Origin of the sequence: uncultured Succinatimonas sp. (assembly GCF_905203285.1) — a bacterium.
Lineage (GTDB): Bacteria > Pseudomonadota > Gammaproteobacteria > Enterobacterales > Succinivibrionaceae > Succinatimonas.
Map to the genome: position 1 here is coordinate 12,391 of NZ_CAJKVK010000011.1, position 22,329 is coordinate 34,719.

Annotated in this window: 22 protein-coding genes and 1 tRNA gene; 11 read left to right on the forward strand and 12 right to left on the reverse strand. The window is 38.3% G+C overall.

Features of this window, described 5'->3' with window-relative positions; all coding sequences use genetic code 11:
- Positions 1-14: 14 nt before the first annotated feature.
- From QZ019_RS02365 to QZ019_RS02380, 4 genes are read right to left on the reverse strand one after another with little or no spacing between them, the layout of a single operon-like run.
- Positions 15-863: a 23S rRNA (adenine(2030)-N(6))-methyltransferase RlmJ gene (locus tag QZ019_RS02365; RefSeq protein WP_295482022.1), complete on the reverse strand. Its 849-nt coding sequence runs from the start codon at positions 861-863 to the stop codon at positions 15-17.
- Positions 857-2,782: an ATP-binding cassette domain-containing protein gene (locus QZ019_RS02370; RefSeq protein ID WP_295482023.1), complete on the reverse strand. Its 1,926-nt coding sequence runs from the start codon at positions 2,780-2,782 to the stop codon at positions 857-859. The genes QZ019_RS02365 and QZ019_RS02370 overlap by 7 nt, the downstream gene beginning before the upstream one ends.
- The gene (locus QZ019_RS02375; protein ID WP_294565951.1) at positions 2,782-3,384 is read right to left on the reverse strand and encodes a hypothetical protein; all 603 of its coding nucleotides are present in this window, start codon (positions 3,382-3,384) and stop codon (positions 2,782-2,784) included. The genes QZ019_RS02370 and QZ019_RS02375 overlap by 1 nt, the downstream gene beginning before the upstream one ends.
- A 9-nt stretch (positions 3,385-3,393) precedes the next feature.
- Positions 3,394-3,753: a histidine triad nucleotide-binding protein gene (locus QZ019_RS02380; protein WP_294565954.1), complete on the reverse strand. Its 360-nt coding sequence runs from the start codon at positions 3,751-3,753 to the stop codon at positions 3,394-3,396.
- A gap of 109 nt (positions 3,754-3,862) precedes the next feature.
- Between QZ019_RS02380 and QZ019_RS02385 the strand changes: the two genes are divergently transcribed.
- From QZ019_RS02385 to QZ019_RS02405, 5 genes are read left to right on the forward strand one after another with little or no spacing between them, the layout of a single operon-like run.
- Positions 3,863-4,600 carry a glycosyltransferase gene (locus QZ019_RS02385; RefSeq protein WP_294565957.1) on the forward strand — a complete coding sequence of 246 codons (738 nt, stop codon included), beginning with the start codon at positions 3,863-3,865 and terminating at the stop codon, positions 4,598-4,600.
- On the forward strand, positions 4,601-5,251 hold the full coding sequence (locus QZ019_RS02390) for a lipid-A-disaccharide synthase N-terminal domain-containing protein (protein WP_294565960.1): 651 nt from the start codon (positions 4,601-4,603) through the stop codon (positions 5,249-5,251).
- Positions 5,235-6,821: a hypothetical protein gene (locus QZ019_RS02395; protein ID WP_295482025.1), complete on the forward strand. Its 1,587-nt coding sequence runs from the start codon at positions 5,235-5,237 to the stop codon at positions 6,819-6,821. The genes QZ019_RS02390 and QZ019_RS02395 overlap by 17 nt, the downstream gene beginning before the upstream one ends.
- Positions 6,822-6,832: 11 nt before the next feature.
- A complete protein-coding gene (locus QZ019_RS02400) occupies positions 6,833-7,855 on the forward strand; it encodes an NAD-dependent epimerase/dehydratase family protein (protein ID WP_294565964.1) in 1,023 nt (340 codons plus the stop codon).
- A gap of 3 nt (positions 7,856-7,858) precedes the next feature.
- Positions 7,859-8,713 carry a TatD family hydrolase gene (locus QZ019_RS02405; protein WP_294565967.1) on the forward strand — a complete coding sequence of 285 codons (855 nt, stop codon included), beginning with the start codon at positions 7,859-7,861 and terminating at the stop codon, positions 8,711-8,713.
- A 6-nt stretch (positions 8,714-8,719) separates the two neighbouring features.
- On the opposite strand, the gene QZ019_RS02410 is transcribed toward QZ019_RS02405, so the two are convergent.
- From QZ019_RS02410 to istA, 4 genes are all read right to left on the reverse strand, one after another.
- Positions 8,720-9,253, reverse strand: a complete 534-nt coding sequence (locus QZ019_RS02410) for a disulfide bond formation protein B (protein ID WP_295482026.1) — start codon at positions 9,251-9,253, stop codon at positions 8,720-8,722.
- 17 nt (positions 9,254-9,270) lie between these two features.
- Complete coding sequence (gene nhaB, locus QZ019_RS02415; protein WP_367119807.1) at positions 9,271-10,860, reverse strand: sodium/proton antiporter NhaB; 1,590 nt, start codon at positions 10,858-10,860, stop codon at positions 9,271-9,273.
- Positions 10,861-11,412: 552 nt separating this feature from the next.
- Positions 11,413-12,201, reverse strand: coding sequence for an ATP-binding protein (locus tag QZ019_RS02420; protein ID WP_295482027.1), 789 nt, complete (start codon positions 12,199-12,201; stop codon positions 11,413-11,415).
- Entirely contained in the window at positions 12,201-13,787 is a 1,587-nt protein-coding gene (gene istA / locus QZ019_RS02425) for an IS21 family transposase (RefSeq protein WP_295482028.1), read from the reverse strand. Before istA ends, QZ019_RS02420 begins: the two co-directional genes overlap by 1 nt.
- Positions 13,788-14,040: 253 nt before the next feature.
- Here istA and QZ019_RS02430 point away from each other — a divergent pair, with 253 nt between their 5' ends.
- Genes QZ019_RS02430 through QZ019_RS02455 form a run of 6 tightly spaced genes read left to right on the forward strand, consistent with a single transcriptional unit; the run spans position 14,041 to position 18,773 of the window.
- Positions 14,041-15,786 carry a putative transporter gene (locus QZ019_RS02430; protein ID WP_294565976.1) on the forward strand — a complete coding sequence of 582 codons (1,746 nt, stop codon included), beginning with the start codon at positions 14,041-14,043 and terminating at the stop codon, positions 15,784-15,786.
- On the forward strand, positions 15,779-16,564 hold the full coding sequence (locus QZ019_RS02435; RefSeq protein ID WP_295482030.1) for a hypothetical protein: 786 nt from the start codon (positions 15,779-15,781) through the stop codon (positions 16,562-16,564). Before QZ019_RS02430 ends, QZ019_RS02435 begins: the two co-directional genes overlap by 8 nt.
- Positions 16,557-17,048 carry a YbaK/EbsC family protein gene (locus QZ019_RS02440; protein ID WP_294565980.1) on the forward strand — a complete coding sequence of 164 codons (492 nt, stop codon included), beginning with the start codon at positions 16,557-16,559 and terminating at the stop codon, positions 17,046-17,048. Before QZ019_RS02435 ends, QZ019_RS02440 begins: the two co-directional genes overlap by 8 nt.
- A 4-nt stretch (positions 17,049-17,052) precedes the next feature.
- The gene (locus QZ019_RS02445) at positions 17,053-17,538 is read left to right on the forward strand and encodes a DNA-deoxyinosine glycosylase (protein WP_294565983.1); all 486 of its coding nucleotides are present in this window, start codon (positions 17,053-17,055) and stop codon (positions 17,536-17,538) included.
- A gap of 5 nt (positions 17,539-17,543) precedes the next feature.
- Positions 17,544-18,293 (forward strand): hypothetical protein, encoded by a 750-nt coding sequence (locus QZ019_RS02450; RefSeq protein WP_294565985.1) that lies wholly within the window; start codon positions 17,544-17,546, stop codon positions 18,291-18,293.
- A complete protein-coding gene (locus tag QZ019_RS02455) occupies positions 18,294-18,773 on the forward strand; it encodes a hypothetical protein (protein WP_295482031.1) in 480 nt (159 codons plus the stop codon).
- A 35-nt stretch (positions 18,774-18,808) separates the two neighbouring features.
- Here the strand turns inward: QZ019_RS02455 and QZ019_RS02460 are convergent, their stop codons facing one another.
- The 4 genes from QZ019_RS02460 to QZ019_RS02475 form a co-directional block, all read right to left on the reverse strand.
- Positions 18,809-20,140: an NCS2 family permease gene (locus QZ019_RS02460; protein WP_295482032.1), complete on the reverse strand. Its 1,332-nt coding sequence runs from the start codon at positions 20,138-20,140 to the stop codon at positions 18,809-18,811.
- Positions 20,141-20,275: 135 nt separating this feature from the next.
- Positions 20,276-21,469: an MFS transporter gene (locus tag QZ019_RS02465; protein WP_294565994.1), complete on the reverse strand. Its 1,194-nt coding sequence runs from the start codon at positions 21,467-21,469 to the stop codon at positions 20,276-20,278.
- Positions 21,470-21,655: 186 nt separating this feature from the next.
- A tRNA-Pro gene (locus QZ019_RS02470) sits at positions 21,656-21,732 on the reverse strand.
- 97 nt (positions 21,733-21,829) lie between these two features.
- The coding region (locus tag QZ019_RS02475) for an AAA family ATPase (RefSeq protein WP_295482033.1) at positions 21,830-22,329 on the reverse strand (500 nt) is incomplete at its 5' end.

Genomic DNA, 22,329 nt, shown 5'->3' on the forward strand with positions numbered 1-22,329 from the left:
CTCTTCGTTTTTAATTATTCTTTTTCGTTTAAAATTTTTACCTTAGCTTTTGCCCCTTCATTACCTAAAACTTTATAAAGTTCATTCATTATTTCTTCAATTTTTGTTTCTATTCCAAAAGGATAATTTATAAGCAGAATTCCTGAACCGCACATTCCGATATCTTCTTCCTGTGGTTCAATTTGTAATTCAGCCTGCAAAAGAGGAAGGTTAAGCCTTTTGATATCCTGGACTAACTTTTTAGAGTGGTCGATTGTTCTTGCTAATACCGGATACCAGATAAAAAAGCTGCCGACATTCCACTTCTTGATTGCAATTTTTATATATTTAACAAGTTCAAGATAATCGCTTTTTTCTTCATAAGACGGATCTATAACGCATAGTCCGCGGCGAGGGCTTGGCGGAACCAAAGCATTGAGTGCTTCAAAACCGTTACGTCTTTGGATGTTAACACGGATGTCGCGATTAAAATTCTTTTTCAAGACTTCTATTTCAGCAGGATGAAGATCGATAAATGTTAGTCGATCTTCTTCTCGGCTTAGTGCACATTCAAAAAGGGGAGATCCAGGATAAAAATCAAGCTTGGAGGCTTTATCATTAATGCTTTTTATGACCTCATAATATTCAGGAATAAGCTTGTGTAATTTTTCGTTTGTTATAACTTTATTAAGACCCGTGAGGTATTCTTTATTTTTTTGTGCAAACACTGAATTTAGTGAATAAATTCCGGCACCAGAATGGGTATCAATAATGGAATAGGGTTTATCTTTTTGATTTAAGAAGCGTAAAGTAAGACATAAAAGCATATGTTTTAAAACATCGGCATGATTGCCTGCATGATAACCGTGACGATAACTTAACATGCGTGAAGCTCCTTTTCTTTATTCTCAAGATTTTCAAGCTCTAAAAGGTAATTCATTTCCAGATCTTCTTGGCTGGAAATTAGTGAACCTCTTTCTTTTAGCAGCTTTTCAAGCTCTGCTTTGCGTTCAGAATTATATATTGAACTGTCAGCAAGAATATCCTCGATTTCGGACATCCTGCTTTTAATTTTTTCCAGTTCTTTTTCTATTTTTTCAATTTTTTGTTTTAAAGGACGCAATAAAGCGCGAATATTCGCTTCTTTTCTTTTATCTTCTTTTGATTTGAAGCTTTTACTGCTTAAAGTGATGTTTACTTTTGCTTCATTTTCTGTGTGAGTTAAAAGTTTACGCTGTTCATCAAGATAATTTTTATAATCATCAAGATCGCCGGAAAACTCTGATACCTGATGATTGTCCACAAGCCATAATTTGTCTGCTATAGCCTCAAGAAGATGACGGTCATGAGATACCAGAACTAAAGCACCGGGATATGAGGCAAGAGCAATACTTAATGCTTCGCGCATTTCAAGATCAAGATGATTGGTCGGTTCATCAAGAAGCAAAAGATTGGGTTTTTCAAAGGCTATCATTGCAAGCGCGAGTCTGGCTTGTTCACCGCCTGACATCGTGCTTACTTTAGCTGTTGCCTTATCTCCTGAGAAAGCAAAAGATCCTAAAAATGAACGTAAATCCTTTTCTCTTGCATTTTGGTCAAGATGCTGTAAATGTTCCAGTGCTGTTAAATTAGGATTAAGCGCTTCAAGCTCATGTTGGGCAAAATATCCGATTTTAATTCCTTTGCCTAAAGTAACGGTTCCGTTTAACGGGGAGATAACAGAACATAAAGTTTTAATTAAAGTTGATTTACCTTGTCCGTTTCTGCCTAAAAGTCCGATACGATCGCCTGAGAGGATACTTAAATTTATATTTTTAAGTACCGGAGATTGTTCGTCATATCCGGCATTGACTTTATCAAAGGAAGCGATGACTGCAGGGGTTCTTTCTGGTTCAGGAAAAGAAAATGAAAACGGTGATTCTTCCTGGGTAACAGCTGTAAGCTGCATACGGTTAATCGCTTTAATTAAACTTTGCGCTTGTTTTGCTTTGGTTGCTTTGTACCTGAAACGATCAACAAAAGCCTGCATATGGGAGAGAATTGCTTCTTCCTTTTTTCTGGAGGCTTTTTCAGCTTTAATTCGTTCTGCTCTTAGACGTTCGTAGTCAGAATAATTTCCCGTATACATGACTACTTTTCCGCTTTCAAAATGAAGAATATCAGTACAAAAGCAGTCTAAGAAGTCACGATCATGGGATATACATAGAATTGTGCCTTTATAGCTTTTAAGATAACTTTCTAAAAAAAGAACCGTGTCAAGATCCAGGTGGTTTGTCGGTTCGTCAAGCAAGAGTAAATCAGAATTTAAAATAAGTGCACGTGCAAGATTAAGACGCATTCTCCATCCGCCCGAGAATTCTTTTACGGCATGGAAAATTTCTTCTTGGGAAAACCCAAGCCCATGTAAAAGTTCTTCAGAACGAGGCTTTAGTGTCCAAGCTCCGGCAATTCCCAGTTCATCTTCGATTAATGCTGCTTTTTCGCCGTGGCCGTTTTCAAGTGCGTTTTTTTTGTCTTCAAATAGTCGCATAACCTCTTTGTCTCCCTGCATGACGTAGTCAAGTGCAGAGATATCAAGAGCAGGAGTTTGCTGTTCTACATAGGCGATTTTTATATTTTTAGGGACGTTTATAGAGCCGAGTTCCGGCGCAAGATCTCCTAATATTGCAGCAAACAAAGATGATTTTCCGCAACCGTTACGGCCGATAATACCGACTTTATGAGCATCTGAAATCTGCGCGGTACCATGCTCTATAAGCACTTTAGAACCGCGCATTAAAGTAAGATCGTTTAAAGTAATCACTAGTTTAATTTTTTATGCTGATTAAAAAGAATAGCTCCGCTTTTAACGTCAATTATCTTAAGGGAAGCACTTGGAGCTTTGTTGATATCTTCAATGGCGCCTAAAACCACATATGGAATATTTTGACTGCGGCAATGTCTTATAAGCGCCGGAATTAAAGTTCTGGAGCCTGAGTTTTGGCTGATGCTGCTGTTTCCTTTAACAGGGGCATAGCCGTTTTGCGCTAAGATACCGTATAGATCAGCAGAAATTGTATTAATGCAGTCATTGTACTTTGCATCAACAACATAAGGTGCTAAATATACGGCGTTGCTTTGAGGTATGGCGTTTTGCGCTATAACTGAATCAATAAGCGTTACAAAAGCACTTTCAGCCTTGCCTTGCATGTTATCTACGCAGACGGCAAGTTTCTCTTTTAAATTTTCAGGATATATAGGTAAATTTTCGGCACTCGGCATTTTACCTTCATGCTCTTCAAGCACAGCGTCAGGAATAGAAGGCTTTGACGCACTGTCCCGAGATGGAATGATTGAGTCCAAAACCGAACATCCTGATAGAAGTGATATCAGCACGCAATATGCTATATAACGCTTATTTTTCATAAAAGACCTTTATTTTTTATCAGGAAAGCCTAAACCGCCGAGTTTTCCGCCTGCAAGAAGATGCATGTGGATATGAGGAACTTCCTGTCCGCCGTCTTTACCGACATTGACGATTAGGCGATAACCGCTTTCATTCACATTTAAATCTTCTGCTATTTTACGGGCGACGGTAAAAAGTCTGCCAAGAGCCGGTTCGTCGTCTTTTGTTACATTTGCAACTGACGGAATAGGTTTGTTGGTGACGATTAAGATGTGATGCTCGGCTTTAGGATTGATATCTGCAAAAGCTGAAACCAATTCATCATGATAAATAATTTTAGAAGGAATGGTTCCGTTAATGATTTTGGTAAAAATTGTTTCTTCAGCCATAAAAGCTCCTTAAAATTTTTTTGAATCGCGATCACATTTTAGAAAATTTGGACTAAAATTCGCATAAACATCAGTTCATAAAACATTATAACATCAGAGCACTAGGGCAATGAATCAAACCTCTGACTATGAGTTAACCGTAGTGATCCCTGTTTATAACGAGCAGGAATCTTTGCAGGATCTGTTTAACGCTTTATCCTCATATAAACAAAAATCAAGCGTTAAAGTATGTTTTCTTTTTGTAAATGACGGATCTTCAGATAATTCTTTTAATCTAATAAAACAATTTTGTTTGTCTACTACTGATTTTTATTATATTTCCTTAGAAAAAAGATCAGGTCTTACCGGAGCTCTTAAAGCCGGTTTTTCCGTAGTAAAGTCTGATTGGGTGGGCTATATGGATGCTGACTTGCAGACTTTCCCAGATGACTTTGAGCTTTTATTAAAAAATCGTTATCAGGGTGAACTTATTTGCGGAATTAGAACAAAGCGGCACGATTCTTTTTCAAAAAAAATTCAATCAAAGCTTGCCAATAAGATTAGAAATTTAGTCACACATGACGGAATTTCAGATACTAATTGTCCTTTAAAAATAGGTCGTACGAAATTATTAAATCGTTTACCGTTATTTACCGGAATGCACCGTTTTCTTCCTGCATTAGTGAAAATGACAGGAAATCGTGTTTACACGGTTCCCGTAAGACATCAGGAAAGGAAACACGGCGTATCTAAATTTAATTTAGCTAATCGTGCTTTTTCAGGTCTTGCAGATTTGTTGGCTTTTGTTTGGATGCGTTCACGTTATATTGAACCGTCAGTTGCAGAGAGCGACTTAAAGGATCGTTAATTGACGTTAATTAACTGGTATACGTTAATAGGGTTATTGGCACAGTTCTTGTTTGCAGCAAGAATGCTTGTGCAATGGGTTATGTCAGAAAAGGCACGGGAAGTTGTAAATCCTGCATTATTCTGGTGGTTGTCTCTTATTGGCGCTTTACTTATGAGTTTTTACGGTTTTTTACGACATGATTTGGCAATTATGCTGGGTCAGCTTATTTCTTATTATGTCTATTGTTATAACTTGAAACTCAAAAAAGAATTTGTTCGTACGGGAAAGATTTTTGCTGTTTTACTGATAGTCATTCCTGCATTTCTCACAGCAAGTGAAATTATGGATATGGATAGTTTTAAAAGCATATTTCTGAATAAGAATCATATCCCTTATTGGCTACTTGCTTTGGGTTTTATCGGACAGTTTTTATTTACAGGACGATTTGTTTATCAGCTTTATGTATCGTATAAAATAAAGCATTCAATATTACCTGATAGTTTTTGGGTTTTAAGCTTAATCGCTGCGATATTAGTGCAAATATATGGTTTGCTGCGTCTTGATATAGTTCTTATTTTAGGGCAAATAGGCGGCATAATTACATATGTAAGAAATTTGGTTTTGTCATCGAAAAAGAAAAAATCAGTAAAAAATGAAAGTGGAATTTAACACTAATAGAAAAATAATTCTCTGTTTATTTATTTTTTTTGTACTTCTTTTGCCTTTTATTTATCTGCGCGATCTTAATGCACTTAATGAACTTAAATATTTAAATATTGCACAAGACGCTTTAAATCGCGGTACATTTTTTACTTTTTTTGAAAATGGAGTCCCCTATGCGGATAAGCCTCCACTTTATTTGTGGTGGTGCATGGCAGCTCTTGAATTCTTTCCAGAACACACTTCATTTTTTATTTTGCTAATTAGTCTTATATCCAGTTTGCTCACTGTTTACATTTTGGATTTATTTTTTGGTGAAGGACTATCAGAACAAAATCGAGTATTTCTTGCTATAGGTGTTTTTTCTTCTTTATTTTGGGTATGCGGTGCACTTCTTGCCCGTATGGATATGTTATTTACATTTTTTACTTTGTGGGCGTTTGGGTTAATTTTAAAAAGAGCCAAGGAAGTTATTACATATGGAGAAAGTGCTTATGGGAACTTTTTGATTCCTTTTATTATTTTTCTGGGAATTTTCACTAAAGGCCCTTACGCTTTGTTGTTCCCTTTAGTGGCTCTTTTTATCGCGCTTGTGTTTTTTAAACAGCAAAAGCTTTTTTTTAAAATATTTAGGCCTAGTTTCTTTTTTATTATTTTGCTATGCGTAATTGTTTGGCTTTTTGGTGTGTTATATGAGGGCGGGTATGCTTATGCCCAGAATCTGTTTATTGCTCAAAGTGCCAAACGTTTATCTGGAAATTTGGGTCATCCTCGTCCTTTTTATTATTTTGGACTTCATTTTTGGTATTTGTCACTACCGATAAGCTTTTTTGCTTTTTATGGTCTCTTAAAGTTAATACGAAATATTATTTTAAATAAAGTTAATGCATCAAATCTTAGACTTGAACCTGTTTTTGCTCTGTCGTTTTCAATTGCTGTATTTACGGTAATTTCTTTTCCTTCTTCTAAACTTGAAATATATGCATTACCTTTGATTCCAACATTGTTTTATTTTGTCGGACATTTTTTTTCTGCTTCCTCTTCCATAGTTAGGCAATTATTGTTTCTTGGATCTTTGCCTTCTTTTTTTCTTCTGCCTATTGTGATTCTTTTTAAGGAAGAAATTCCTTTTTATTCTGAAAAAATTGTTATTTCTGCCGCTATATGCAGTCTGTCAACTTTAGCATCTTATTTTTTGCTTAAAAAAGGCTCTGTGTTTAAATGGCTTGCAACGCAAGGAGGAATTGTCGGAGTTTTTGTTTTTAGTTTATCTTTTTCACTATCTGATGCAAATCCTTATATTGGTGTAAAATATCTTGTTTTTGCTTTAGAAAAAGGAAATAAAGCAATTAATGGAGTATGTGTCTTAGAAATAAAAAATTTTTACACAATGAAGCTATATAATTCACGATTTGAATATTCAGAAATTAAAGCCAATGATCTTTTTGGTTCTAAATGTAAAAACAATCACTTGCTAATTGGAAGAAAAGCACTTAAGCAAGATCCAAAGCTTCGTGATAGGCTTATTAAGATTGGTGCGCAATTTAGCGGTGATAATATGGTTTTAGTTAGAAAGTAAGTTTTTAATTTATGACTACAAAAATTTTAGTTACTGGTGGCGCCGGTTTTATCGGAATGCATCTTATAAAATCACTGTTAGAGCATAATTTTCATGTATGCGGAATTGACAATTTTACTGATATTACCTATGAATCTAGTTTAAAGTACGATCGTCTTTGTTCTTTAGGAATTAACAAAGATGAATTTTTAGAAAGCAAAGTATATGAAAGTGATAATTTTTGCTTTTACCGTATGGATATTTGTGATAAAGATGCGGTTTTTAATCTTATATCAAAAGGTAATTTTTCATATGTAGTAAATCTTGCAGCTCTTCCGGGAGTTCGTCTTTCTACTCTTAAAAGTGAAGAATATATAAAAACGAACGTAAACGGATTTTTTAATATTCTTGAGGCAATAAGAGTTTTAAAGCATGAAGAAAGACCTTTTTTGTTGTTTGCAAGTTCTTCTTCCGTTTATGGTGATTGTTCTATTGTTCCATTTAAAGAAGATGCTTCTGACCTGCATCAAGTATCGGTGTATGCTGCAACTAAAAGAATGGATGAGATCTTAGCTTATACATACGGTAGTCTTCATCATTTAAAAAGTATAGGTCTACGCTTTTTTACTGTATACGGTCCTTGGGGACGACCGGATATGGCTCCATTTATTTTTACGAAAGCTTTATTATCTGGTAAAGAAATAAGACTTTTTAATCATGGTGATTTACAACGTGATTTCACTTATATTGATGACATAGTAAGCGGTATAATTTCGATTATTTTGCAAGATGATAAGCAATTTTCGGAAAATTTTGATGTGTATAACATAGGATGTGGACATCCTGTAAAGCTAATGGATTTTGTCAGGATTCTTGAGGATGTTACTGGACGAAAGGGTAAACTCATAATGGAACGCATGCAAAAGGGAGATGTTCATCAGACTTATGCTTCTACTCAAAAGCTTGAAGACGATTATGGGTACATTGCAAAAACTCCTTTAAAAGAAGGTTTAGCAAAATTTTATTCTTGGTATCAACATTACTACAAAGTATAAATTATGACTTTTTTAGTAGATTCTCATTGTCATTTAGCTTCTTTATCTTATGCAGGAAAAGGGCCGCAAAATATTGCAGATGCTGTAAATCGCGCGCATGCATGCGGCGTTTCACATTTTTTATGTGTAGCGTGTACTCCAGCAGAATATAAAGAAATGAAAGATCTTACAGCTCCGTTCACTGAAGTTTACAAGGCTTGCGGGGTTCATCCTTTAAATCTTGAAGAGGCAAAAAATTGGTCTGAAGATGAGTTAAAAGATTGCCTTAAAGACAAAGGAATCGTCGGAGTCGGGGAGACAGGCCTTGACTATCACTATGCTCTAGAAACAAGAAAAGAACAATTGGATTCATTTGCTCGACAAATAGCAATTGCTAATGAGGTAAAGCTTCCGCTTATAATCCATGCTCGTGAAGCTCATGCCGACACCGTATCTTTGATGAAAAGTGAAAACGCTCGCGATGTCGGTGGAGTAATGCATTGTTTTTGTGATGAAATTTCAATGGCAAGAGAATGTCTTGATTTGGGCTTTTATATCTCATTTTCAGGAATAGCTACTTTTAAAGCCGGTGAAAATGTTAGAGAAGTTTTACGCTATGTTCCTCTTGATAGGATGCTTGTTGAAACCGATTGCCCATATCTAGCTCCGGTACCGGTAAGAGGTGTAGAAAATGAGCCGGCTTTTGTTCGTTATACACTTGAATGTGCTGCGGACATTAAGGGGGTAAAAGCGCGGGATTTAGCTTCTATAACGTCAAAAAACTTTGAAGATCTATTTAACGTTAAGTTAAGTGAGCCGGTTACAAAACAGGCCGAGATTTCTTCTTATAAAATAGAAAAAATCATGCGGCCTTTGTAATGATAATCAGTAATAGCGCATTCTTTCTTCACGATGCGCAAAAGGTTCTGTAACGATAAATATAAGAGCTACGACAGTGCCGCAGACAAAGGAAAGTAAAATCCATTGCGGCATATTAAAGCCAAATAAAGACCAGTCAAGCTTTACGCAAGCACCGGTTGGTTTAAACATCCAGGGCAGCCACTCATCTAATTTAAAAAAGCTTGGAAAATCCGCACGTAATTTACAACTGGCGCCAAAACCATCTTTGGTGTAATCAGCCAAATGGCTAAAAGCAATCATTATTCCGAAAAGTGAGCCGATGAAGAAAATGATTTCACCTAAAAATCTCCAAAGACGATTTTTGGGATTTATCAGAGCAATGATTCCTGCAACGATGAATGTCAGATAGAGAGCGCGTTCATAAACGCAATTTACGCACGGGTCAAGGTTTAGTCCGTACTGAAAGTACAAACCGCATCCTTCAAGAACGACACCTAAAATAACAAGCAGGGCCCAAAAAAGACGGCCCTGCGCAAAATATCTTATAAGTTTTATCAATTAAGATTCAATCTCTGTTATTTAGCTCCGCCTGCCATGGCTGCTGCTACTTCAGCTGCGTGATTGATATCTCCTGAGGTTAACCAACCAAGATCAATCATGTACTGTGTTGCGTCCGGAAGCAGGAACCAGGAAGCAAGGAGACCTACTAAAGTAAGGACTATAGTGTAAGGCAAAGCCATCCACATCATTCTTACATATGATAAACGAATCAGCGGAGAAATGGCAGAGGTTAAAAGGAACAAGAAAGCAGCCTGACCGTTAGGGGTAGCAACAGAAGGTAAGTTGGTACCGGTATTAATGGCAATTGCCAAATGGTCAAAGTGTTCACCGGAAATAATGCCGTTGAGCATTGCGGTGTGTACCTGCTCAATGTAAATAGTGGCAACGAAGACGTTATCACTTACGGATGAGAGGATACCGTTAGCCATATAGAAAATCGGCAGCTGTGCGCTTTGAGGGGTTGACAATACCCATTCGATAAGCGGAGTGAAGAGGTGCTGCTGAGAAATAATGGTAACTACGGTAAAGAACACGCACAGTAAGGAACAGAATGGCATTGATTCTACGAAAGCTTTACCGAGCTCTTCTTCAGTGGTGATTCCGCAGAAAGTAGTGGCAAATATAATAATTGACAAACCGATGAGGCCTACGGCAGCAAGGTGCATTGCCAAAGCGGTAATAAGCCACACGCAGCAAATGAATTGAACGGTAAGACGCAAAACATCACGAGTCGTCATGTTCTCCATTGTGCGCTTATCCTGCTCTACGAGGATTTTATAAACGCTTTCCGGCATTTCGTGACCGAATCCGAATACTTTAAAGCGCTCAATAAGGTAGCAGGTGGCAAAACCGAAAATAATGATAGGAACTGAAACAGGAGCTGCACGCAGAGCAAATTCACCAAAGCTCCATCCGGCAACACCGCCGACGAGCAGGTTCTGAGGCTGACCGACCAAGGTGCAGACACCGCCGATTGCAGTACCGCAGGCAGCTTGCATCAAAATACCTCTTAAGAAAGCTCTGAACTCTTCCAAGTCCTTTTGATAGACCTGAGGAACGAAGCGGTCATCTGAGAGTCTTGAGGTTGCTGCGTCGCCGCAAATAGTTTGGTGGTAAAGAGCATACATGCCCATGCAGATGGCAATTACTACTGCAACAACAGTTAATGCATCAAGGAAAGCGGCAAGGAACGCGCCCATGAAGCAGAAAATGAAAATAAGCAGTTTGTGAGAACGAACTTTTACTAATAGTTTGGTAAAAATAAAAAGAAGCAGGTCACGAACGAAATGAATACCTGCAACCATGAACATCAAAAGGAGAATGACTTCGAGGTTTACGGCAATTTCGTCTTTTACGTGAGCCATATCGCACAAACCGTAGAAGCAGGCTTCGATAGTAATTAAGCCGCCCGGCTGCAGCGGATAGCATTTAAGAGCCATAGCTAAAGTAAAAATAAACTCAGCTACGAGCATCCATCCTGCAAGCATCGGGGAAATAAAAATTGCTACGATAGGATTAATTATCAGACAAGCTACAGTAAAAAGTTTATACCAAACAGGCGCTGTTCCCATAAAGTTTAGAGCAAACGCCTTAGCTACACTCATGTTCGTCATTGTTTATATGCCTTATAGTTTAGAAAATTATTAATCTGAAGTATAAAATTTTGGAGATAATAAAAATATCTCCTGTCTCAACAGTTAAGATTGCTGAAACTATATGTCATTATTATGAAATTTCACAGTAAAATTATCGTGATATATAGCAAACTTTTATGAATATCTACTTATTTTTAAAATAAGTGTTCCTTTTTTGAGCGTTAAAAAATAGAAAATTATTATTTGATCAATTCTAAATATAAAAGATTCGTATAGATTTTATATTTGTATATAAAGTTAATTATTTTTAGAAACATATAGTTTATTGTTTAAAAAATCGTGCCTGATTAAACTTTTTTTACCTTTTTTATACTTTGATAAATGATTTGAAGTGCACTTATAGTGGATATTTCGCGCAAAGTGATCCGGTAAAACGCAGTTTTTACATATCCGATTCGCTTGGGTGATCACCCCCTAATTTGCTTTTGTGATCCGAAAGCCTTTAAGGTTGCGGGACCTTGTTTGTTTATAAATTAGGTCCCGCCTCATAGTTTCCTCCCCTTATTCTTTTACGTTTTTATATTTCATCAACGGATTTCTTAAAGCTCTCATATTGAGATTGCCTAAAGTAATGGTGAGACTGTTCTGCACGATGCGATCGATAATAGCCTCAGCCATGGTGTTGCCGCCAAGCATTGCGTGCCAAGACTCTTGTTTACTTTGAGTGCAGAATATGGTGCTGCTTGTTGTATAACGTCCTTCCATTACGTCAAGCAGGAAAGAACTTAAACTGTCGGAAGATGCTCGCATCATCCACTCATCAATCACTAATAAAGCCGGTTTTATATATTTTTGCTTTAAGTTTTTTAAAGAGCGGTTATAGTGATAACAGTCCTCAAGCTCCTGCTGCAAATCCGGAAGCCGTATATACTTGACTCTATAGCATTTGCCGACAGCCGCTTTGGCAATCGCGCAGGCAATATAGGTCTTGCCGGCACCGGTCGGTCCTTCGATGATGATATTGGTCTGACTGCGCATGAAGTCGCAGGTCCCGAGCTCTATCATCAGCTCCCGCGATAATAAGCGCTCCGCTTCATAATAAAGTCCGGCTATTGAGGCCTGCGGCTCTCTGAGCGTTGCATTTTTAAGCAGGTTCTTAATTAACTCGTTGATGCGGTTTTGGTATAAGCGGTTGGTGATCACTTCAAATTTGCCGATAAAATCGAGATTTACGCACTCGGGATCTGCGCAAAGCTCATCAACATAGTTGGAGAGCTCTTCAAGCTTAAGCTCGGTAAGTTTGCGGATGATATCATCATGAAGATAGTGTTTAGCGTTGACGGGAGTCATTATGCTTTACCTCCGCTGCGTTGTTTAAGATTGGCGTAATAGTCGGCACCGCGCAGATATCCTTCATGCTGAAGCGGCTTACCGTCAAAATTAGCAAGCGGGGCGGCTGAGTCTTTTCCCTGTTGCTCTAAGATTATGGCATTGATATGCTTGTATCTGGGGGTACTAATCTTGCCGAGCGCAATTTCACAAGCTCGTTCAAGCTCGCTTTTTCCATATTTTGAGCTTAAACGAAGTACGGAAAGGCACGGGTTGTACCCCTGCTGCTCAAAATCACAGGAAGAGAAAATCCGCTTGATTACTTGAGCAGTATTATTACCGATGCTTTTAGCCCACTTTTCAATCCGCTCTTTATCAAACTCAACGTAATGGGACTGCTTGGGTAAATCCTCGGCATGAGTGCTGTAGCGATTGACTGAGGTTTCGGGAAAACGGGGATGACTTGCAAGCAGGATGTCACGGTCGTAAATCCGTACCATGTTGTCATTAAAGCTTTCGCATACCGAAACATCATGTCCGATGTAAGAATGCGGACAGGAATAAAAGTTCTTTTTATACGCGATATGACTGTTGGGTGCGACTTTAACTTTATACCGCCATTGACTTACATCAAAGGCAAAAGCCGGCAGCGACTGCAGAAACTCCTGCTCCTGCCTGAACATCTCAAGTCTTGAACCGTCGGCTTTGCTGAAAGGACGGTCATTATATTCGGCGTTTTTAATCGTCACCGCCATACATAACTCATTAAAATTAGAAAATGTACGGTTTCTAAGTCTTGCGATGATGAAAGTGCAGCAATCTCCGGCCGCGTTTTCGGCATTGGGTTTGTCCTTAGGCTTTTTAACCCTTGCCGGCATTATCGCGGCATGATAATGATTACCCAAACGTTCATACTCGGTGTTGAGTATGATGTCACCTTCACGCGGATGCTTGGTTACTCCGGTTTTCAGGTTGTCGCAGATTATCTGCAGAGGAGCTCCTTTAAAGAAGTTCAGCATATTGACGTTACATTTAAGCCACGTGTTCATTTTCATGTCCAGACACGGCTCGATATAGGTATAGCGGCTGTAAGATAAGACTCCGACGAACAAATAAACCTTATGCTCTTTACCATGGTCGTAAAGACTCATGGTTTTGCCAGCCCAATCGACCTCGCAGCTTACTCCGGGCTTACGAACAATATGACTTGTAAACTCATGCTCTTCAACATAGTTGCCGTAATCCGTACAGAATTTGGTGTATTTGACCGGTATTTTATTTTCTTTGCGTGTTTTGGCGGCATATTCCTGCCACAACAGCTTCAGCGTAACTCCGACCCGACGCAGCTCCGAATGGATTTCACGGTAGTCAGGCTTGGCATAAAAGTCATCATTGAGGTATTCATACTTGTGCGGATAAATGAGCTTATAAACTTCATCTTCGCTTTTGGTTATAACATCTCGATAAGAAAGATTCTGCTGTTGCGCAATTGTGCATACTTCGTTAACCAGACGTCGCGAAATATGCCGTGAAGCGGCTATTTCGGTACGGGACAAGCCTTTATCTCTAAGCTCAAGAATTAATTTAACATTTACTTTGCGGATCATAATCATCTCCTGAATTAAAACCGGAAGGGCGGTATTACCCTGCTTTCAGGAGCGTAAAAGATCCTTTGTCATGAACGACCTGATCCCGGTCACGGATTGACGGTCTGAAAATTAAAAGATCCCGAGAAAATATCAACGGATCCTTTGTTGCGAATTGCCGGATCCTTTTCTATGAAAGATCCACTTATAGAGCAGATCTGCTAAAATTTTTATGATTTGTTGCCTGCCATCAGGTGAGATAGAAGGATCCTTTATGTCTACAATCGCATTTTTAACTTTGGCAATTTCCGTAGCCGCAGTGTTCGGAATATTGCTCGGTTCCGTGCGATATCGCGGCATCGGCTTAGGTATCGGCGGTGTTTTATTCTCCGGAATTTTTGTTGGACATTTCTCACATGAGCTTTATGGCCTGACTGTAAGAACTGCAGAAGGACTTACCAGTGAAGGTCATATTTTAAGTTATGTTCAAGAGTTCGGTCTTATTTTATTCGTGTATGCAATCGGCGTCCAAGTTGGTCCGAGCTTCTTTTCGTCATTGCGCAGCATGGGTGCAAAACTCGTAGGTTGGGCAGTTCTTATTATTTTCTTAAACTGCACGATCGCATTATGTCTGCACTTTGCCGGAATCCTTTCTATTGACGCCATGGTCGGTGTTTACTCCGGTGCCGTTACTAACACTCCGGCATTAGGTGCAGCATCACAGATGATTCGTGATATGTCTGTGGCTCTTGCCGATAAAGGATATGATCCTCTAGTTACCGGTTTTAATGAGCTTTTGGTGCCGTCAGCATATGCAATGGCTTATCCTTTCGGTGTTTGCGGTATTTTGGCAACCATCATCATTATTCGTCTTGTTTTCCGTATCAATATCGACGAAGCCGCTGATGAATATTTCAAGAGCAAGACTGCAGGTACTCCCAGCGTTACTACTATTAACGTCAAGCTCCTTAATAAAGACTTTTTTGGTAAGAAGATCATTGATCTTCCGGGCGTAAAAGAGGGGGTTGTAGTTATTTCCCGCGTTAAGCGCGGACAGGAATTGCTGGTTCCTCATCACGATCTTATTTTGCAGGAAAGTGATACTCTGCACTTGGTCGGCATTCCGTCAAATATCGGAAACAGTGCTAAGCTAATCGGTCAGACCTCTGCTGAAACTTTAACTACCCGTGGAACTAAGATTACTGTACAGCGCCTTGCTGTTACTAATCGCCATGTTTACGGTAAAACTTTAGGTTCATTGCATCTTGACAGCAGATTCCAGTTGGTAACTTCCCGCCTCATTCGTTCAGGCGTACAATTTGTTCCGACTCCCGATATGAAACTGCAGTTCGGTGACGTATTGAACGTAATCGGTGAGGAAAAGAATATTAAGGAAGCTGCTGCTGTTGTCGGTAACTCCAATGCCGAATTGCATAAAGTTGCCATGCTTCCTATCTTTATCGGTTTGATTTTAGGTATTCTGTTAGGCAATATCCCGATCCCTGTTTCAGGAGTTCCTACCCCGATGAAATTAGGTTTAGCCGGCGGCCCTCTTGTAATGGCGATTCTGTTGTCACGCTTCGGTTCAACCTGGACATTTAATACTTTGCACTGGGACATTCCTACTGCCGGTTTGTCAGCTTTACGTGAAATCGGTATTACTTTGTTCCTTTCAATCGTCGGTATTAACGCCGGCGCATCAGGTTTCTGGCAGACCTTAACTCAAGGTCCGGGCTTTAGCTGGATGTGCTGGGGTACTTTGGTAACTTTCATCCCGCTTATCGTTGTAGGTATCCTTGCTTACAAGATTTCCAAAGTTAATTACTTGGTATTAAGCGGTATGTTAGCTGGTTCTTATACCGATCCGCCTGCTTTGGCATTTGCTAACGGCTTGCATTCGAACCCTGAAGCTTCTTCCTTAGGTTATGCAACTGTTTACCCGGTAACTATGTTCCTGCGTATTTTGTCACCGCAGATCATGATTATTATCGCTATTCTAGCTTCGGGAATGAATGTCTGATAAATCTTTGATAAAACCGCCTGTGTCCGTCGGAACAGGCGGTATGTTATATGCAATATTAAAAGGACTTACCGGCAGCGCAAAAGATTTAAGCGCTTTTACTATAAGTCCTTTTATTTTTATTCTCTCTTTGCCTTGTTCACTATTTGCCCCGATGCTGTGGGCTCTTTTAATTTTTAAATCACATTGCGTTAAAGTTAAGCAGGATTTTTCTTTAAAGTCTTTTATCAGTCAGCATATAGGTACGCTTCTTGTCTTTGAGGCAATATATTGTATATGTTTGTTTTTGCTGTTTAATTTTTTGTTATTTAAGATTGACTCTTTAACGGCTCTTTATATTTCTCAGGCACAGAATTTAAATACTCTTCAAATCGGTACTGCATTACAAGCTGACTATGCTCGTTCAATAACCTTTTTATTTGCTGTTTGTGCGCTTATTGTTCTTTTTTTAATAACATTTCTAAGCTTAAGTGCATATTCTCTAATCAATAAAGATTCAAACATAGTTAAAACCGCATTAAAGGCTCTATTATTAAATTTACCCGGCTTTATTGTGCTGTATGCAGCTTGTGTTTGTGTGTTTATTGTTGTAGAGCGTTCTTTTGCCGTTTTTAAGTTAAATGCAGTACAAGCTATGATTTTGAATCAAGATTATTTTGATTGGTCATTTGCTTTTATTGCTTTGCGTGTTTACCTTCTTTGTGCTTTTGTTAACGCAATTTTTGTTTTAGGTGCACTTATTTTTAAATTCTTATCTATGCCGAATAAAAATGTTTAATAAAGATTCGTTATTAAAATTTTTAGAAACTAAAAGCGTTAGTTTTACTCTTTATCAGCACGACAGAGTTTTTTCCAAAGCAGATCTCGCCAATATGCCTAAAACTGCCGGAGAAGTATTGAAAAGTCTTGTGCTTACAAATAAGCATCACGATCTTTTTATGTTTACTCTTCCTTTAAATAAAAGTGCTGATTTAAAGGCTTTAGCTTCAAATATCGGTTCTTCGCGTTTGTCTTTTGGAGAGCGTCAGGATTTAAAGCCGCTAGGAGTATTGCCGGGAATGGTTAGTCCTTTGGCTCTTTTAAATGATACTGAAATACGCTTTAAATATTTTGTGCCTGTCGAACTTAAGCAATACGCAATTGTAAATTGCCATCCTCTTGATAATGCTTTTAGCATTGATATTGCTTTAAATGATTTGGAGAAATTAGTTAGACAGTCAGGGCACGAAGTTGTTTATGTGGCTGATTGTTTAAAAGCGTAAAAATATGAGAATTTCAGGATTAAAGCCTTTTATAAACAAAGGTTCAAGAATTTTGATTTTAGGCTCTATGCCTTCTATTGCATCCCTTCAAGATGGTTTTTATTACGCTCATCCCCAAAATCGCATGTGGAAAATTATAGCTGCCATTGCCGGAGTTGATGAACTTAAAACAATTGAGGAAAGAAAACAAGCGGCGTTAAAACTTCATTTGGCTTTTTTTGATGTAATTGAAAGCTGTGAACGGGAAGGGAGTTTAGACAGCAATATAAAAGCTGTAAAACCAAATGATATTAATTCCCTGCTTTTGCGTTATCCTAAAATTAAACGTGTAATTACCAACGGGAATAAAGCTAAAGATTTATTTTTAACCTATAATCATGATTGTAAAGCAGAAATTATTCATCTGCCTTCGACAAGTCCGGCAAATGCAGTTTATTCGCTTGATAGGTTAAAAGCGCTATATTTGCCTTATCTTGTTTGTCAGGATTGATTTATATGCGTAAGCTTCGTGATTTATACTTTGTTATCGGCTTGTTTTTAACCGTTAATTGCGCTACGGCTACAGAGAATTCCCCTTTTGCTTTTAAAGCAGGAGATCCTGATGTTGTTACCATTGAGCGAACTTATACTACTAGCTTTGTAAAAAAAGATCCTTTATGTAAAGACAACCGTTTATCTCATCTCTGTGACTTTCTTGTTGATTCTTACTCAAGGCGATTTGAACGCGAGATGGTTATAAGATTTAATCAGTCTATAGATTTTGATTCGCCTGATTTTACCAGTATTGACAGATCTCGTTCATTTCAGCACGTTATACTTTTTATGCATTTAAGCAAAAATATTCCTGTTGCTACTTTATATTCATTTTTTAAAATTGATACGCCCAAAGATCCTGATGAATTTTCAATTGAGACTTTTAACTATGATCTTGAAAAGAAAAAGTCTTTAGCATTTAATGAATTGTTTGAAGACAGTGAAACTGCAGCCATGCTATGCGCTCGGGCAGTACAAAAGAAATTTGAAAAAGATGGCAGCTACATGCTGCCAGTAGTAATTGCTGCAACAGAATTAAGTCCCCATAATTTCATTATTACTAAAAACGGCTTGCGTTTGTTTTTTGCCGCCGGACTATTAAATAATGAAAAAGGTATTGTTTCTGAATGTGATATTAATATTGATGATCTAAAAGATGCTAAGCCTTTAGCAAAATTTTGGCCGCAGCTTAAATCAAAAGAGAAGAAATAAATGCGTATAAGAGAAACTCAAGAGAAGGATTTAGTCTTTATTGATGCTATTTTTAATTCAGCACGTGATTTTATGCGTTTAAACGGAAATCCTCAGCAGTGGAATCAAAATTATCCTACAGCAAAGGATGTAGCTCAGGATATTAAGTGTAAAAGAGCTTTTGTCTGTGTAAATGACGAGGATACTCCGGTCGGAACTTTTGCTTTGTTTGATCATGAACCTGCTTATGATCATATAGATGGCAAATGGATGTCTGATACTTCGTATAAGGCAGTGCATCGCATTGCAACGGTTAGAGAAGGGAAAATAGGAAGCTTTATTATTAAATATTTAGAGGAAAAATATGGGCATCTTCGCATTGATACACATGAAAACAATATACCGATGCAGAATTTGCTGGAAAAATTTAAATTTAAGCGTTGCGGAATTATCTATATTCCAGGGCATGGACAAAGAATAGCGTTTGAGTTTGTAAAATAAAAAATTAGGCTGCCTTAAGGCAGCCTTTATTTAAATCAATGTAATGCAAAACTAATCATAAAGACGATAGTAACCACCCACATTACAGGGGTGATTTCCTTACGTTTTCCGGTTAAGCATTTAAGCAAGCAAAAACTTGTAAAGCCGAAACCGAAACCGTTAGCGATTGAGTAGCTAAGAGGCATCATGACGATAGTAAGGAATGCCGGGATTGAATCTGAATAGTCATCAAAGTTTACATGTAAAACATTCTTCATCATCATCGCACCGACAATAATAAGAGCAGGCGCGGTAGCAAAACCCGGAACAAGGCCTGCAAGCGGAGCAAAAACGATGGCAAGAATGAAGCAGATACCGACCACTACTGCCGTAAGACCGGTTCTGCCGCCGGCGTTGGTTCCTGCTGTACTTTCAACATATGAGGTAACGGTACAAGTTCCCATGATTGCAGAGAACATTGTGCCGCAGGAATCGGTTAAAAGAGCACGATCGATATTCTCGATTTTTCCGTCTTTATCCATTAAACCTGCAGAGCGTGAAACACCGATAAGAGTACCGATGTTATCAAAGAGCTCGACTACGGTGAAAGTAAAAATAACAGAAACAAGTCCGTAGTGAACAGCTCCCATTAAATCCATTTCCATAAATGTTTCAGTAAAAGCGGGAAGATCAAGGCTTATTACTGAATCAATGGAAGTAGGGGCAGGTGTTATGCCCAAGCACATTCCGATTATGGTTACAGCCAGGATGCCGATAAGCATTGCACCTTGAACCTTTAATGCAAGGAGCAGACCGATAATCAAAATACCTAAGGCTGAAAGGAGAACAGACGGCTCACGAAGGCTTCCTAAGGTAACTTTGGTTGCTTCATTGGCTACGACAATACCTGATCCTTGTAAACCGACAAAAGCAATGAACATACCGATACCGACTACGACAGCGCATTTTAAGCTCATTGGCACTGAATCGATAATGTGTTGGCGTAATTTGGTTATGGTCAGAATTAAAAATACTATGCCGGAAACGAAAACTGCACCTAATGCCGTTTGCCAAGGAAGACCTAAGGTTCCGCAAACATAGAAAGAGAAAAAGGCGTTAAGCCCCATACCGGGTGCTACAGCAACAGGCAGATTGGCAAAAAGTCCCATGACCAATGTGCAGATACCAGCAGTCCAAATAGTTGCAGCGACGGCAGCTTCATGGGGAATTTTTGCTGCCTCAAGGATGGATGGATTAACGAAAATAATGTATGCCATTGCAACGAAGGTTGTAAGGCCGGCGATCACTTCAGTACGTACTGAGGTGTTTTTGGCTGTCAGACCGAAAAAGCGATCTAAAAAGCCTGATGCATTAGGTTTATCCGACATGGTAACCTCATTTATAAGAAATAAGAAAAGCCCACAAAGGCGTTTGCAAGGTAGCTAAAAACACAGATAAAGTCAAGCTTTACTTATGCTCTTATATGTGGTGTCTGATTAATGCTGATGCGGTGTGAAATACTTTTAATGCTCGTACTCTTTGCGAATTAAAAATATGAGAAGACAGGTTATTATCGTTATTGTGCCTAAGAATATAAACGTTCCTTTTAAGGTAAATATTTGAGCTATGGTTCCGAGTAGGGCCGGTCCTAACAGCAGTGCCGTATAACCGGAAATCGAAATAAAACTTACAGCTGAAACGATAGGCATTTTATTTTGCTTGGCTGCAGTTGACAGACTTAATGGGGTGATATTTGACATACCTAGGCCGATACAGCAAAAGCCTATACTCATCATGATTAGGTTGGGGAAGCAAACGACGATAAAAAGTCCGACAGTGCAGATAACTGCTCCGTAAAAAGCAGTTTTAAACGGTCCGAAGCTGAAAATTATCTTTGAGCCGTAAATACGGCATAAGAGCATGCACAATGAAACAAGCGTATAACCGAATGCGGCGTATTTTAGGTCGATATTTCCTTCTATTGAAACATAAAGTCCAGACCAATCAACCATCGCTCCGCCCACAATGAATATCAAAGCAGTAATTAAAGCAAGATAGGTGACCGGATAGCAGGGCAGAATGAATTTTTTCATTTTAGATTTATTGTCAATTTTGTTTTCTTTAATATTTAAAGTACACGGAACATAATAAGCGGCTGTTAAGTATAAGATTGCAATAAGGCTGGTTATCGCAAAATGAGGAGGTAAATTTAAAGATAGAAGCATAATGATTAAAGCCGATCCTAACACTTCACCTAGGGAATAATAAGCATGCAGCGGTGACATTAAACGCAATCTATATTGTCTCTCAAGGAAGGCTCCGTAAATATTGATACCTACTTCAAGACATCCGACACTTATACCGAATAATAAAAGGGTGATAAAAACTACGTTAAAACTTGGTATAAATGACAAAATAACCAGAGTTAACGAAGTTCCGAATGACGATAGCGCGTAAGTTATTTTGCTGCCGAGTTTTTTGGTAAGAACGCCTGACAAGATCATCCCGCATATTGATCCTGCACCCATGCAAAATACCAGTTTGGTAACATCTGCTGTAGAAAGATTTAAGATTTCTTGTACGTAAGGTATAAGAGGAGCCCAGCAAGCAATAGAGAAACCCGCTAAAAAGTACCCGATTCTTGCTACTCGTATATGATGGCGTGCCGTTATGGACCTGTTTTTAATTCCTAATATTTTTAAAGCATCGTAAAACATTTACGGATTTTATATAAGAGTTTTGATTTTCTATTTTTAATGAATTACAAGCAAACGATGAATAATTATAGAAAAACTTTTAAAGTAATGCAGACAAAATCTTCTATCTTCTACATAAACATTTTTAAATTTTTACGTGGAATGCAGGGAAATAAAACTTAGGGAGAAAAGGAAGGAAAAGTCAGATGGTCGGTGATGCGGGATTTGAACCCGCGACCACTACCTCCCTAAGATAGTGCGCTACCAGGCTACGCTAATCACCGACTTGACGGGGAGCATTATAGCGTTTTTTACATAAAGCGCAAGTTTTTTTTACGAAAAATTTACGCTTTATGAAAAAAATGTTCTAAACCGGCTCTATTATGCGGATTTTGAGGGGTTAAGCTTGGTTTTTGCAAGATCACAGATAAGATCACATGAATTGTTTAAACCTAAGGTTCCAACATCAACGCAAAGCTGGTAATTATGAGGATCTTTAATGTTTTTGCCGGTATAGTGAAGATAATGTTCAGCTCTCCTTTTATCAATCTGCTGCATTTTTTCAAAAGCGACGTCATGAGCTTCATGATATTCCTTTAGGCAAAAATCAAGTTTTTTATCCGTATCGGCAAATAAGAAAACGTTATAACAGTTGGGATTGTCTTTTAATATATAGTCTGCGCAGCGTCCTACAATTACACAACTCTCTGTGTCAGCTAAATGCTTGATTGTATCAAACTGTGCCAGAAAAACCTTGTGATTTAACGGCATATCAATAAATGATGATGTAGAATATCCCATTGAATAGCTGTCCATTACAAGAGAATAAAGAAAACTGCTGGTTGGCTTCTCATCGTGACTCTCAAAAATTTCCTCGCACA